The following is a 12,911-nucleotide window of genomic DNA, read 5'->3' on the forward strand; positions in this document are numbered from 1 at the left end:
TTCAGTATTAACCCGCGGGTAAGGTCGGACAGTGCAGAGAGGAGGACGACGGCGATGACGCAGGTCGACCAGACCGAGGCGAAGCCCCGTCTCGGACGCAAGAGGGACCACACCCGCGACCCCGAGATCATGGACGCCGCGCTCGACGTGCTGTCCGAGTCCGGCTACGACGGCATGACCATCGACATGGTCGCCACGCGGGCCAAGGCCGGGAAGGCGACCGTCTACCGCAGGTGGTCGTCCAAGGCCGAGCTCGTGCTCGACGCCGTGGCCTGCATGAAGTCGAGCGAGATCGACCTCGACGACCTGCCGGACACCGGCACGCTGCGCGGGGACCTCGTGGCGATGATCCGGACGCCGAGCATCCGGGACGGCGAGCGCAAGCTCAAGGTGATGGCCGGGATCGTGTCCATGATCGCCCGCAGCCCCGAGCTCGCCGCCGCCGCCCAGGAGGCCCTCGTCGAGCCGCGCGCCACGGTCAACCGCATCTTCTTCCAGCGCGCGATCGACCGCGGCGAGATCCCGGCCGACGTCGACGTCGAGAAGCTCTGCATCATCGGCCCGGCCCTGGTCGCCTACAGCGTGCTCATGCTGGGCCGGCCGGTCGACCGCGACTTCCTCGTCGAGAACATCGACCAGGTCATCCTCCCCGCCGCCGGCATCCGGACCGAGCGATGACCGCCCTGCCCCGGGTCGTCGCCACCGACCTCGACGGCACCCTCCTGCGGAGCGACGGCAAGGTCTCCGACCGCACCCGCCAGGTCCTCGCGGACCTGGACGCCGCGGGGGTCGAGGTGGTCTTCGTGACCGCCCGACCGCCGCGCTGGCTCGACCACCTCGCCGACACCGTGGGCGGTCACGGCCGCGTCATCTGCATCGGCGGGGCGTGCGTGCTGGACCTCGCCTCCGGCGAGACCCTGGAGACCTGCGGGTTCGACGACGACGCCGTCCGCGCCGTCGTCGGCGGCATCCGCACCGCGCTGCCGCACGCCGCGCTCGCCTTCGAGCGGCCCGACGGCGTCACGTTCGACCCGGCCTACCCGAAGCGCGAGCCCGCGCTGGACCCCGGCCTGTGGTCGGTGCCGGTCGAGGAGACGCTGGGCGCGGTCGGCGCTCGCGGCCCGGTGTCCAAGATCCTCGCGCTCGACCCCGCGCGCATACCGCCGCCGGGCATCCTCCTGGACCCGCCGGAGGACATCCGGCTGGCGCAGGAGGAGTTCTTCACGGCGGTGCGCGCCGCCGTGGGGGAGTACGCGCACCTGGCGTACTCGGGCGCCGTCGGCCTCGCCGAGCTCATGCCGCCCGGCGTCGACAAGGCCGCCGCCCTGGCCCGCTGGTGCACGCGCCTCGGCGTCGACGCCGCCGACGTCTGGGCCTTCGGCGACATGCCCAACGACCTGCCGATGCTCACCTGGGCGGGGCGCGGCATCGCGGTGGCCAACGCCCACGCGGACGTGCTGGCCTGCGCGGACGCCGTCGTCGGGCACCACGACGCCGACGGCGTCGCCGAGGAGCTGGCGACCGTGCTCGCCCGCGCCGCGGGCGACCAGCGGGTCTAGGCCTTCTCGACCGGCTCCACGTCCAGCAGAGGGCTCAGGTGGTGGGTGCCCAGGGCGCGGGTCGCCTGGTGCGCCCCCGACCGGAGGCACTCCGCCGTTCCCGACCCGGCGAGGTGCGCCGCGAGGAATCCGGCGAAGAACGCGTCGCCGGCGCCGTTGGTGTCCAGCACCTCGGCGGGCTCCGCCGGCGTCTCGAACCAGCCCTCCGCGGTGCACGCCACGGCCCCGCGGGCGCCGAGCGTGCACACCACGGTGCTCGCGCCCCGCTCCAGCAGCGCCGTCATGAGGGCGCGGTGGTCGTCCGTGCCGTCGTCGTTGAGAAAGATGTACGAGCACGCGTCGGCGAACGGCCGGTGGAACTCGGTCACGCCGTCGTAGTCGTGCAGGTCGGTCCAGAGCGTGGCGCCGCTCGCCACGGCGGCCGGCAGCAGTCCCTGCCCGACGGCGCCCAGGTCCAGCACCACGTGCTCCGCCGCCGTCACGCGTGCGACCGCCGTGGGGTCGGGCTCCGGCGAGGCCTCGGGCACCGCGAGGTAGATCGAGAGGCGCTCGCCGGCGTCGGTCATCAGGTTCAGGTGCTGCTCGGACGGCCCGGCCACCCGCCGCGCGAGCACCTCCGCGCCGCGCGCGTGCCCGAGCGCCGCCAGGATCAGCCCGGCCTCCGGATCCGTCCCGACGTCGGTGGCGAGCGTGCTCGCCACACCGAGATCCGCCAGGTGCAGGGCCTTGCCGGCGCTCGTCCCGCCCAGGGTGCGGACCGACCCGCGGGCGAACAGGGTGTGCGGCCGCGGGTCGGGCAGGTGGTCGAGCCGGACCATCGTGTTCCAGGTCGCGGGCCCGGCCACCACGGTGCGAGGAGAGTCCATGCGCACACCCTGCCAGGTCAGGCCCGCAGGCCCTGTTCGTCGGTCGGCTGAGCCTGCGGTTCCGCTCCGGGCGGGTGCCTCGTTCCTCGGCCCCACCCGGCGCTGCACCTCCGGCTCAGCCGAGCAGCAGGACGTGCGTCCCGGCGACCGTGGCCGGGTCGCCCATCATGTCGACCGCCGCGATCTGCCCGTCGTGCACGACCACCGCGAACAGGCCGCGCGGCGTGCCGCCCGGCGCGTACGCGAACCCGACGGAGCCGTCGATGAGTGCGGGCACCGCCCCGCCTGCCCGGCCGCGGAACGCCTCGGCCACGGCCGCCGCCCCGCGCACCTCGCGGGCCAGCAGGGGTGCGCCCCGGTCCGCGGCCTCGGCCGCCGACGCGACCGCGGCCTGGTCGGCACGCAGCACCACGTCCGGCGCGAGCAGCGCCAGCAGGCCCGCCAGGTCGCCTGTGCGGGAGGCCAGGAGGAACGCCTCGACCACCTGCCGGTCGGTGCGGCCCGCGGTGCCGGCGCGCGGGCCGCCGTCGTCCCCCGCGTCCTCCCTCGCGGCGCGCTGCGCCCCGGGGCCCGACTGCACCCGGCGCCGGCCGCGGCTCGCGAGCTGGCGGGCCGCCGCGACGGACCGGCCCAGCACGGGCGCGATCTGCTCGTACGGCACGGCGAACAGGTCGTGCAGCACGAACGCCAGGCGCTCGGCGGGATCGAGGCTCTCCAGCACCACCTGCATCGCCACCCCGACGACGTCGGCCAGCTCGGCCTCGCGGACCGGGTCGGGGGACTCGTCGTCCAGGATCTCCGGCGCGGTGTCGTCGGGCCGGCCGGTCGGCAGCGGGTCCTCGCGGCGGGTCGACCGGGAGCGGAGGATGTCGAGGCAGATCCGGCCGGTGACCGTCGTCAGCCACGCGGCCAGGTTGTCGATCCCCGCGTCGCCGGTCCGGTTCAGGCGCAGCCAGGCCTCCTGGAGCGCGTCGTCGGCGTCGTCGGGGTTGCCGAGCATCCGGTAGGCCACCGCCCGCAGGCGGGGCCGGTGCTGCTCGAAGGTGAGCGCAAGTTCGTCGGGGGTCATCTGTCACATCCTCGGTCTCGGGGGCGTCGAGGGTGTGACGGCGCGCAGGGCGCTGGTGTGACAGGCCGGACCGCCGGCCGTGACGAGAGGATCGCGATGACCACCGAGACCACCGCCCCGGACCCGACCCAGCACCTCGACCTCGAGGCGTCCGGCACGCCCCACCTGCGGACCGTGACGGCCCGCGCCAAGAACCCGGCGCTGGTCGTGCCGGGCGGGGTGAAGGCACTGGCCGAGCTGGGCAAGCTCGCCCATGGGCAGGGCGTTCCCGGGTCCACGCTCGAGGTGGTGCACCTGCGCGTCAGCCAGATCAACGGCTGCGGCTGGTGCATCGAGTACGGGATGCGGCAGGCGCGCAAGGCCGGGGAGTCGGAGGACCGCCTGGCGTCCGTCGCGGCCTGGCGCGAGTCCCCCTACCTCAGCGAGGCCGAGTGCGCGGCGATCGAGCTCGCCGAGGCCATGACCCGCCTGGCCGACAGCCCCGAGGGGGTGCCGGACGCCGTCTGGGACCGCGCCGCCGAGCACTGGGACGAGCAGGCGCTCGCGGCGCTCGTCCTGCACATCGGTGTCACCAACCTCTACAACCGCCTCAACGTGACCACCCGCCAGGTGCCGGGCACCTGGTGACCTGCCCGGCTCGCCGGGTCAGTCCAGCCCCAGCCGGGGCGCCCGGCGGGCCTGGCGGACGCCGTCGACCGTGAGCAGGATCAGGGCGAGCCACACCAGGGCGAACCCGGCCCACCGTGCGGGCGGCATGTGCTCCCCGAAGACGAGCAGACCCACCAGGAACTGCAGCACTGGCGCGAGGTACTGCAGCATGCCGACGACGGACAGGGGCAGCCGCCGGGCGGCGGCGCCGAACAGGAGCAGGGGCAGCGCGGTCACGATGCCGGCCGACATGAGCAGCAGCACGTGCCCGGTGCCCTCGGTGACGAACGTGCCCGAGCTGCCGAGCCACACGAGGTAGGCGAGCGCGAACGGGGTGGCGACCGTCGTCTCGACGGCCAGGCCGGGCAGCGCGGCGACCGTCCGGCCCACCCGGTTCTTCACCAGCCCGTACAGGCCGAAGGAGAGCGCGAGGCAGAGCGAGATCCACGGCAGCCCGCCGAGCCCGGTGGAGAGCACCACGACCGACGCGGCACCGAAGCCGATCGCGACCCACTGCATGGGCCGGAGCCGCTCGCGCAGCACCAGCACACCGAGCAGCACCGTGATGATGGGGTTGATGAAGTAGCCCAGGGCGGCGTCGAGCACCCGGTCACTGAGCACGGCGTACACGTACACCACCCAGTTGACGACGATCAGGGCCGCCGCCACGGCGAACGTGCCCAGGATGCGCGGGGACCGCAGGGCGGCGCGGAAGTCGCCGAGCTGACGCAGGGCCGCGAGGGCGATCAGGCAGAAGAGCAGGCTCCACACGATGCGGTGGGCCACGATCTCCAGGGGACCCGCCGGCTGGAGCAGCGGGAAGAACAGCGGCATCCCGCCCCAGAGCAGGTAGGCGCCGATGCCGAGGGGGAGACCCCAGCGATCCTGTTGTTGTGTCACTGCGTCACGATAGATCTCGCGCCCCCGCCCGGGTCCCGGATGGGCTGTGGGGCTCGTCACCTGGCCGGGCCCGTTTTCGATTTCTCGCGAGGGCTGGTGGGGCGCTATGGTTGGCACCGTTCACGGCTGGTTGCCCGAGCGGCCAAAGGGATCTGACTGTAAATCAGACGGCTCAGCCTTCGGGGGTTCGAATCCCTCACCAGCCACGTGACAACTAGGGCGTGATCAGCGGAAACGCTGGTCACGCCCTAGTTCGTTGTCCGCTGGCCGGTTCGGATCGCTGGCAGACTTCCGCCGTGGAGAACATGTGGTCGAGCCGTTTCGCCCAGCACTGGGCCCAGGAGATCTCGCCGACGGCGTTCTGGCGGCGGACCGCGGAGCTGGATCGACAGGTGCTGCGAGGGTTGCCCGGCTACGCGGCCGCGGTCGACACCGTCGTGGGCGACTTCCACGCCGAGGTCCAGGACGCGCGGTCGGAGATCGACGCTCGGACTCGCCGCGTGGATCCCGCGGTGGCCGATCTCCGTTCCCCGCGGCGTACCGTCGGCACCGTGCTCGGCGCGCTCGGCATCGGTGGTGCGTTCGCGTTCTTCTTCAGCCGAGCCGACTTCGACATGGTCGCCGTCCTCCCGTGGTCGTCAGCGTTCCTCGCGGTCGGGACCGTCGGTGTACTGATGGCGCTGCTCCCGGTCCGGCGCTCGGCCCCGGCCACGAGAGGTCTCGTCCAGCGTTCGTGGTTGCTCTCGGGCTTTGCCACCGCCGCGGCGGCGGCTCCGCTCTTCTTCATCACCTTCTCGGAGCTTCCGGGGGCGGCACGTACCTCGCTCGGCGTGAACCTCGTGCTCGCCGGGGTCTGCTGTGCAGTGTCCGCGCTGGTCACGGTGACGTGGCTCCGTCTGGGAACGGCGGAGCACAGTGCCGTCGAGCGCCAGGTCGACGACGTCTCCACGCAGCGCGAAGCAGTCGCCGAGTCCGCGCTGACCCGGCACCGCACCAGCCTCGAGGAGCTGCACCGGGACCTTGCCGCCGAGGAGCGGGAAACGCTGTACAGGGCGTACACCGCGGCGGGGGAGACCCTTGTTGCGCGCGGCGTCGTCGACACGGTGGACCAGGTGCGCTCGCACGTCCCTGGCATGCTCATGCTCCAGGCGATCGCCGACGCCACCATCCGTAGCCGGACCGTCGTCCTCGTGCCGCAGCTGGCCCCACCGCAGCGCTGAAACCAGGTCCGCGCGGGGCTCGTGACCCGCGCGGCGCACCTCACACCGGATTCGATTTCACGCCAGGCCGGAGGGCATGTAGAGTCTTCCTCGCCGCCCCGATAGCTCAGTCGGCAGAGCGTCTCCATGGTAAGGAGAAGGTCAAGGGTTCGATTCCCTTTCGGGGCTCTGTGATCGACGCGGGGTCGTCCGCCCACCCCACCGGTTCGCCGGTGAGGAGCAACGGCGGACGGCCTCGCGTTCAGTCACGCGCGGCGGGGTAGCTCAGCTGGTCAGAGCGCACGACTCATAATCGTGAGGTCGCGGGTTCGAGCCCCGCCCTCGCTACCAAAGCAAGTACATCCGTCCGGCTTCCTGTGCCGGACGACGAGAAGACACATGGCGCCTCCCTCTCGAGGCGCGGAGGTGAGAGCCATGGCAAGCAAGAGCGCGGATGTCCGCCCGAAGATCACGCTGGCGTGCGTGGACTGCAAGGAGCGGAACTACATCACGAAGAAGAACCGGCGTAACGACCCGGACCGCCTGGAGCTGGCGAAGTTCTGCCCGCGCTGCGGCAAGCACACGTCGCACCGCGAGACCCGCTGAGCCTCGTAGCAGGCTCACACCGACGTGGCGAACGCTGATTTCGAGGGCCGGTCATATCCGGCCGACGCTCCCTACTCCGTAGGCCGCGAGAAGATCCGCGAGTTCGCCGTTGCCGTCGGTGCCACGCACCCCGCGCACCACGATCTCGTGGCGGCGCGGGGTTTGGGCTATCCGGACCTGGTCGCCCCGCCCACGTTCGCCGTGGTCGTGGCGCAGCGCACCGAGTCGCAGTACGTCAGCGACCCCGAGGCCGACATCGACTTCTCCCGTGTGGTCCACGCGGACGAGCGCTTCACGCACCACCGTCCCATCGTCGCCGGTGACGAGCTCACGACGGTGCTGCACGTGGACCGGATCGTCTCCCGCGGCCCCATCAGCATGGTGACCACGCGGTGCGAGATCTACGCGATGGCGCAGCACGTCGAGGTGCCGTCCCCCGAGGCCGACACCCCCGGCGAGCACGTCGCCACGGTCGTCTCCACGCTGGCGATCCGAGGTGAGGACGCATGAGCCGCCCCGACATCGCGACGCTCGCCGTCGGCGACGTGATCGGCAGCCGTACCGTCACCTTCGACCGTGCGGCCCTGGTCCGGTACGCGGGCGCCAGCGGCGACCTCAACCCGATCCACTGGAACGACAAGTTCGCGAAGGACGCGGGCCTGCCCGGCGTCATCGCGCACGGCATGCTCACCATGGGCACCGTCGTGGGCCTGGTCGTGGACTGGGCGGGCGACCCGGGCGCCGTCGTCGACTACCAGACACGGTTCACCAAGCCCGTGGAGGTGCCCAACCCGGGCACCGCGCTGATCGAGGTCGTGGGCACTGTGGGTGTGGTCGACGCCGACGCCGGCACAGTCCGCGTGGACCTCGCCGTCACGGTCGACGGCGCCAAGGTGCTGGTCCGCGCCCAGGCGCTCGTCCGCCTCTGAGACAGCCCGCGACGAAGGGCCGCGCGCCCGACCGCGACCCGGTCGGTTTGCCGGGGTAACGATTTTTTAACCCGCAGACCCTTCTCATGCACACCCTGATCGGGTGTGATTCTCTCGTCCGGAGCTCTACGGACTCGACGAGAGGAACTCCGCGTGACGTCACGACGACGTATCACAGCCCTGGCCACGGCGGCCGGGGTGCTCTTTCCGCTCATCCCGCTCTCCGCGGCCCAGGCCGCCCCCACGGTGACGGCGCCCGGCGACGAGGTGGTCGCCTGCGCTCCCGTGCTGACCGCCGGCTCGCTCGACGAGGCGTTCACCGCCGCGGCCGATGTCACGGGGGTGCCCGAGGACCTGCTCAAGGCCGTGTCCTACCTGGAGTCCCGCTGGGACCAGCACGCCGGTCAGGCCAGCGCCGACGGCGGCTACGGCGTGTTCAACCTGGCAGCCGGAGGTGGCCTCGGGCACGCGCACGGCGAGGGCCTGCCGCTGTCCGCGATCAACGACAAGACGGGCCCGGCCCGCGAGGGCACGCCCGAGCTCACCCGCGCGGCCGCGCTGACCGGCCTCGACGAGGCCACCCTGAGGTCGGACGCCCAGGCCAACGTCTGCGGCGGCGCGGCCCTTCTGGCGTCGTACCAGGCTCAGGCCGTGCGCGACGGCGCGGCCGACAGCGGAGCGGCCGACGGCTCCACCGCTCAAGCGGACGGCCTGACCGTCTGGGCGGACGCCGTGTCCCGGATGAGCGACATCGACGGCTTCGCGGCGGGCGTCTACGCCACGCTCCGGGACGGCGCGGGAACCACCACGCCGCAGGACGGTGCGGTGATCCTCACGGGCAACCCGGACGTCGTCGTGCCCCGGAGCACGAGCACGAGCGACCCCGAGGCGGACTGCCCCGACGACCTCGGCTGCGAGTGGCTCCCCGCCCCGTACGCGAAGGGTTCGCCGGACCTCCCGGACGGCACCGGCGACTACGGCAACCACGACCAGGCCGACCGCACCGGCGCGGGCGGCCCGTCGATCGACTACATCCTGATCCACGACACGGAGACCGCCTACCAGCCGTCGGTGAACCTGGTGCAGGACCCGACCTACCTGGCCTGGAACTACACGCTGCGCTCCGAGGACGGGCACGTGGCCAACCACCTGGACCCGGCCGACGTCGGCTGGCACGCGGGCAACTGGTTCATGAACATGCACTCGATCGGCCTGGAGCACGAGGGCTGGGCCGGCACGGGCACCTGGTTCACCGAGGCGATGTACCGGTCGTCGGCGGCGCTGGTGCGCTACCTCGCGGCGGAGCACGACGTCCCGCTCGACCGGGCGCACGTCATCGGGCACGACGAGGTGCCGGGCATCCTGCCCGGCTACACCAAGAACGTGCACTGGGACCCGGGCCCGTACTGGGACTGGGACCACTACTTCGAGCTGCTCGGCGCACCGATCGGCGGCGACCTGGAGGCGACGACGGACGTCGAGCCGGGCGACGTCGTGGAGGTGCGTACGGGTTACGCCGAGAACCCGAACGTGGTGACGGGCTGCGAACAGGCGTCGCCGGGCTCGGGCGAGTGCGTCGAGGGCGCGGGCACCAACTTCCGGTACCTGTACCAGGCGCCGTCGGCAGAGGCGCCGCTGGCGAAGGACCCGGGCTGGAAGCCGGACGGCGCGGACGGCACCACGTACGCGAGCGACGTGAGCGCGCGCGTGCAGTCCGGGCACAAGCTCGTGGTGGACCAGGTCGAGGGCGACTGGCTCGGCGTGTGGTGGGCCGGCTCCCTGGTCTGGCTGCACAACCCGGCCGACCGCCCGGTGGTGGTGCCGGCGACGGCGCAGACCGTCACCGTCGCGGGTGACGCCCCGGCGCCGGTCTTCGGCCGGGCGTACCCGGAGGCCTCCGCCTACGCGGCCTACCCGGACGTGCCGGTGCAGGCCGTGACGCCCATCGAGTACACGGTCGGCGTGGGCCAGACGTACGCCGTGTCCGACGACGACGTGGCCGCCGACTACTACCGGGCCGCCACCTTCGACGGCTCCGGACCGGGCGACCGCACGGTGGTTCGCGGCGACGACGTCTACTACCAGGTGTGGCTCGCCCACCGGCACGTGTTCGTCAACGCGGCCGACGTCGAGCTCCACGACCCGGTGGTCGCCGACGTGTCCGGGCCGTCGGTCGAGGGCAAGGCCACGGTGGGGCGGGTCCTGACCGCGAAGCCGGGCACATACCTGCCGGACGACGTCGACGTGGCCTACCGGTGGCTGCGCGACGGCGAGCCGGTCCGCCGGGCGACCGGCAGCCGCTACCTGGTGACCGGCCGTGACCGGGGCGCGGAGCTCACGGTCGAGGTGACGGTCTCGGCGGACGGCTACACGCCGGCGTCGTACACCTCGGAACCCCGCTCGATCCCCCGCCACTGAAAACGCTGGGTGCGGGATGTTCGCCCTTTTTCGTGTGCCAGAAGGGCGAACATCCCGCACTCAGCGGAGCGGGGTCACCAGTTCGGGGTGACGCCGGGGAGGTTGCGGGGGAGCTGCACGTTCTTCGGGTGGTAGACGTACGCGATGCCGTCCGTCGACGTCTGCCACACGCGCTCGAAGTTCTCCCGCGTGTACACCGAGCGGACAGCCTCGTTGCTCGCCTTGTTCGGGTCGTTGATGATCGGGTCGCCGTCGGCGGTGAACCCGATCAGGGTGACGAGGTGCCCGTTGGTGCCGTAGCCGGCCTCTGGCATCTCGGCCTCCTCGAAGCTGATGGAGAGGATCAGCGGGATGCCGGCCTTAACGAACTTCTCGGCCTCGGCCAGCGAGCGGAGCCGGGTCACGAAGGACTCCAGGCCGAACGTGCTCGCGTAGGCCGCGTTGAACGGCCAGTTGCCGGCACCCTCGTACGTGTAGTCCCAGGTGTTCATCGCGGCGTAGTCGACCTGCGGGTCGCCGTTCGGCGCCTCGATGCCCTCCAGCTCGGAGTCCGGCACCTCGCGTCCGTAGTAGTACAGCACCATCGACGACGACGTCGGCGAGCACCACACCTGACCGCCGCCCCCGAACTCGGGGTACTCGCCGCGGTGGATGTTCTGGCTGAACCGCGGCACGTCCAGCTCGACCGCACGGCCGAGCGTGAAGTCGCTGGTGCCCGTGTAGTGCGCGTCGGGCAGGTACTCGTTGGACATGGTGCTCACGGAGTCGAGCCGCGGGGAGACCCGGGTGCCCTCGGGGCGGTACAGCGTGGCCCGGGTCTGGAACGCGTCCGGCTCGTGCCCGGACTTCGCGACGTACGTGTCCGTGAAGAGGTACGCGTCCGCGTCGGTCTGGCCGTTCACCGACGTGCGGTGGATGTCACCCACGGTGCCGTCGTCGGGCGCGAACTCGTCGCCCGACGCCCAGCGCGCCATCACGAACCACTTGGTCCAGGTCCCGTCGGCCTTGCGGCCGCGGAACTCGACCTCGACCCAGGTTCCCGTGGGAGTGTGCGCGTTCCACGAGCTCACCGACTCGTCGATCGAGTACCCGGTCTCGACGACCGGCGAGGTCCAGCGGCCCGTCTCGTAGCTCACGGGCGTCCCGTCGCCGAACGGGTCGGTGTACTCGACGGTCTCGCCGGCGCCGCGCAGCACGAGCCCGCCCTTGGCGCCCGGCCGCAGGTTGGCGGCCTTGCCCGCGTGGAAGTCGCGTACCCCGTCCCAGGTGGTCAGCGTGATCTGGTTGTCCGACGCCGCCGGCTCGGGCGCACCCGCCACCGGCACGGCGCTCGCCGTGACCCCCGCCTGCACCACGAGCGCTCCCGTCGCCGCCAGTGCGAACACCGTGGTCCGCAGTCCTCTTCGTCTCGACATAGCCCTGCCTCCATGCCTCCGGGCCCCCTCTCGGTGAGCGGGCCGTGGACCCTCCCTATCAGAGCGAGGATCGGGACAGAAGCAATTTAGGCGTCACCCGGGGCTGGGCGTGTCAGCCCAGGTCTGGCACGGGACCCGTCGTCGTGCCCTCGACCAGGCTGACCGGCAGCGTCACCGACTCGGGCTCCTCGCCGGCCAGCAGCGCGATGACGGCCAGGCCGAGCGCGCGGCCCTTCTCGACGAGCGGCTGGTGCACGCTGGTCAGCACGTCGGGGGAGAGCCACGGCAGGTCCAGCCCGTCGAACCCGGCGACGGACACGTCCTCGGGGACGCGCAGGCCGAGCTCGCGTGCCGCGATGACGGCGCCGGCCGCGAGCAGGTCGGAGTGGGCGATGATCGCCGTCGGACGGTCCCGCGCCGGCGCCCACTCGGACAGGATCTCGGTCGCGGCGTCGCGCCCGTGCTCCACGAGCGAGGCGGGCGTCTCCCACGACATGACCGGCTCGATGACGTCGCGCACCCCGGCCAGCCGGTTCCGCGTGGGCGTGCGCTCCGCCGCGGCGAGCCGCTCGGCGTCGACGAGCCCTGACCGCTCGTCCCGCCCGAACGGCAGCGCGATCTCCGCGATCCGCGTGTGCCCCAGCTCGACGAGGTGGCGTACCGCCTCGGCGGCGCCCCGGCGGTCGTCGACGCCGACCACGGGCACGCCGGGTACCTCGTGTCCCTCACCGATCACGACCGGCACGCCCCGGCGCTGGAGCGCCGCGAGGTTGGGGTCGCCCTCCAGGATTCCCCACACGAGCACGGCCACGTCCATCGCGGCCGCCTCGACCAGAGGGTCGACGGCGGGGGGCAGCCCGGCCTCGGCGGCGAGCCCCACGGACTGCGCGGTGGCGCCCTGCGGCATCCCGGGCACCAGCAGCACGCCCAGCCCCTGCTCGCCGATCGCGGAGACCAGACCGTGCAGCACCTGCGTGGAGACCGGGTCGCGGAACGACCGGCCGAGCTGGTCGCCGATCACCACGCCCACGATCCCGGAGCGGCCCGACCGGAGCTGCCGCCCCAGCGGGTTGGGTCCGGAGTACTCGAGCTCGCGGGCGGCGGCCAGCACCTTCTCCCGGGTCTCGGGCGTGATCGGCCCGGCGCCGGAGAAGGCGAGCGACGCGGTGGACACGGAGACACCTGCCAGCTCGGCGACCTTCGCGAGGGTCGGTCGGCCAACGGTCTGGCGGTTCATCGCGGTTCCTTCTCTCGCATCGGGCACCGGTGGTGCAGGACCCGGGAATCTGCTGGGCTGATCCC

At 72.5% G+C, this 12,911-nt stretch carries 13 protein-coding genes and 3 tRNA genes; 11 read left to right on the forward strand and 5 right to left on the reverse strand.

The features are described 5' to 3' along the window. Positions 1-54 precede the first annotated feature (54 nt). Entirely contained in the window at positions 55-678 is a 624-nt protein-coding gene (locus tag QRN56_RS02630) for a TetR/AcrR family transcriptional regulator (protein ID WP_285100925.1), read from the forward strand. Continuing rightward, a complete protein-coding gene (locus tag QRN56_RS02635; protein WP_285100926.1) occupies positions 675-1,559 on the forward strand; it encodes an HAD family hydrolase in 885 nt (294 codons plus the stop codon). Before QRN56_RS02630 ends, QRN56_RS02635 begins: the two co-directional genes overlap by 4 nt. On the opposite strand, the gene QRN56_RS02640 is transcribed toward QRN56_RS02635, so the two are convergent. Together QRN56_RS02640 and QRN56_RS02645 are read right to left on the reverse strand one after the other, a co-directional pair. Further along, positions 1,556-2,425 carry a carbohydrate kinase family protein gene (locus QRN56_RS02640; RefSeq protein WP_285100927.1) on the reverse strand — a complete coding sequence of 290 codons (870 nt, stop codon included), beginning with the start codon at positions 2,423-2,425 and terminating at the stop codon, positions 1,556-1,558. The two genes, QRN56_RS02635 and QRN56_RS02640, sit on opposite strands and share 4 nt — an antisense overlap. A 115-nt stretch (positions 2,426-2,540) precedes the next feature. Next, a complete protein-coding gene (locus QRN56_RS02645) occupies positions 2,541-3,494 on the reverse strand; it encodes a sigma-70 family RNA polymerase sigma factor (protein ID WP_285100928.1) in 954 nt (317 codons plus the stop codon). Positions 3,495-3,590: 96 nt separating this feature from the next. Here QRN56_RS02645 and QRN56_RS02650 point away from each other — a divergent pair, with 96 nt between their 5' ends. Beyond that, positions 3,591-4,121: a carboxymuconolactone decarboxylase family protein gene (locus QRN56_RS02650; protein WP_285100929.1), complete on the forward strand. Its 531-nt coding sequence runs from the start codon at positions 3,591-3,593 to the stop codon at positions 4,119-4,121. An 18-nt stretch (positions 4,122-4,139) separates the two neighbouring features. Here the strand turns inward: QRN56_RS02650 and rarD are convergent, their stop codons facing one another. Next, positions 4,140-5,042 (reverse strand): EamA family transporter RarD, encoded by a 903-nt coding sequence (gene rarD / locus QRN56_RS02655; protein WP_285100930.1) that lies wholly within the window; start codon positions 5,040-5,042, stop codon positions 4,140-4,142. Between the two features lie 124 nt (positions 5,043-5,166). Here rarD and QRN56_RS02660 point away from each other — a divergent pair. The 8 genes from QRN56_RS02660 to QRN56_RS02695 all read left to right on the forward strand — a co-directional run bounded on the left by QRN56_RS02660 (position 5,167) and on the right by QRN56_RS02695 (position 10,194). Next, positions 5,167-5,248 (forward strand) — tRNA-Tyr (locus tag QRN56_RS02660). A 90-nt stretch (positions 5,249-5,338) separates the two neighbouring features. Then, the gene (locus tag QRN56_RS02665) at positions 5,339-6,262 is read left to right on the forward strand and encodes a hypothetical protein (RefSeq protein WP_285100932.1); all 924 of its coding nucleotides are present in this window, start codon (positions 5,339-5,341) and stop codon (positions 6,260-6,262) included. Between the two features lie 95 nt (positions 6,263-6,357). Continuing rightward, positions 6,358-6,430: transfer RNA gene (locus QRN56_RS02670), tRNA-Thr, on the forward strand. An 85-nt stretch (positions 6,431-6,515) separates the two neighbouring features. Further along, positions 6,516-6,592 (forward strand) — tRNA-Met (locus tag QRN56_RS02675). 84 nt (positions 6,593-6,676) lie between these two features. Next, positions 6,677-6,847: a 50S ribosomal protein L33 gene (gene rpmG, locus QRN56_RS02680; RefSeq protein ID WP_013837798.1), complete on the forward strand. Its 171-nt coding sequence runs from the start codon at positions 6,677-6,679 to the stop codon at positions 6,845-6,847. 24 nt (positions 6,848-6,871) lie between these two features. Next, the gene (locus QRN56_RS02685; protein ID WP_285100933.1) at positions 6,872-7,357 is read left to right on the forward strand and encodes an FAS1-like dehydratase domain-containing protein; all 486 of its coding nucleotides are present in this window, start codon (positions 6,872-6,874) and stop codon (positions 7,355-7,357) included. After that, entirely contained in the window at positions 7,354-7,776 is a 423-nt protein-coding gene (locus QRN56_RS02690; protein ID WP_285100935.1) for a MaoC family dehydratase, read from the forward strand. Before QRN56_RS02685 ends, QRN56_RS02690 begins: the two co-directional genes overlap by 4 nt. A gap of 153 nt (positions 7,777-7,929) precedes the next feature. Continuing rightward, on the forward strand, positions 7,930-10,194 hold the full coding sequence (locus tag QRN56_RS02695; RefSeq protein WP_285100937.1) for an N-acetylmuramoyl-L-alanine amidase: 2,265 nt from the start codon (positions 7,930-7,932) through the stop codon (positions 10,192-10,194). Between the two features lie 74 nt (positions 10,195-10,268). Here QRN56_RS02695 and QRN56_RS02700 read toward each other — a convergent pair whose 3' ends face one another. Both QRN56_RS02700 and QRN56_RS02705 read right to left on the reverse strand, forming a co-directional pair. Further along, the gene (locus QRN56_RS02700) at positions 10,269-11,609 is read right to left on the reverse strand and encodes a C39 family peptidase (RefSeq protein ID WP_285100939.1); all 1,341 of its coding nucleotides are present in this window, start codon (positions 11,607-11,609) and stop codon (positions 10,269-10,271) included. 112 nt (positions 11,610-11,721) lie between these two features. Then, a complete protein-coding gene (locus QRN56_RS02705; RefSeq protein WP_285100941.1) occupies positions 11,722-12,846 on the reverse strand; it encodes a LacI family DNA-binding transcriptional regulator in 1,125 nt (374 codons plus the stop codon). Between the last annotated feature and the right edge of the window lie 65 nt (positions 12,847-12,911).

It is taken from the genome of Promicromonospora sp. MEB111, from assembly GCF_030209445.1.
Classification (GTDB): domain Bacteria; phylum Actinomycetota; class Actinomycetes; order Actinomycetales; family Cellulomonadaceae; genus Promicromonospora.

Excerpts from the sequence above, each read along its gene's own strand:
- QRN56_RS02645 (WP_285100928.1), bottom strand. The coding sequence starts at position 3,494 with ATGACCCCCGACGAACTTGCGCTCACCTTCGAGCAGCACCGGCCCCGC.
- QRN56_RS02650 (WP_285100929.1), top strand. The coding sequence starts at position 3,591 with ATGACCACCGAGACCACCGCCCCGGACCCGACCCAGCACCTCGACCTC.
- rpmG (WP_013837798.1), top strand. The coding sequence starts at position 6,677 with ATGGCAAGCAAGAGCGCGGATGTCCGCCCGAAGATCACGCTGGCGTGC.
- QRN56_RS02635 (WP_285100926.1), top strand. The coding sequence starts at position 675 with ATGACCGCCCTGCCCCGGGTCGTCGCCACCGACCTCGACGGCACCCTC.
- QRN56_RS02705 (WP_285100941.1), bottom strand. The coding sequence starts at position 12,846 with ATGAACCGCCAGACCGTTGGCCGACCGACCCTCGCGAAGGTCGCCGAG.
- QRN56_RS02640 (WP_285100927.1), bottom strand. The coding sequence starts at position 2,425 with ATGGACTCTCCTCGCACCGTGGTGGCCGGGCCCGCGACCTGGAACACG.
- QRN56_RS02690 (WP_285100935.1), top strand. The coding sequence starts at position 7,354 with ATGAGCCGCCCCGACATCGCGACGCTCGCCGTCGGCGACGTGATCGGC.
- QRN56_RS02700 (WP_285100939.1), bottom strand. The coding sequence starts at position 11,609 with ATGTCGAGACGAAGAGGACTGCGGACCACGGTGTTCGCACTGGCGGCG.
- QRN56_RS02630 (WP_285100925.1), top strand. The coding sequence starts at position 55 with ATGACGCAGGTCGACCAGACCGAGGCGAAGCCCCGTCTCGGACGCAAG.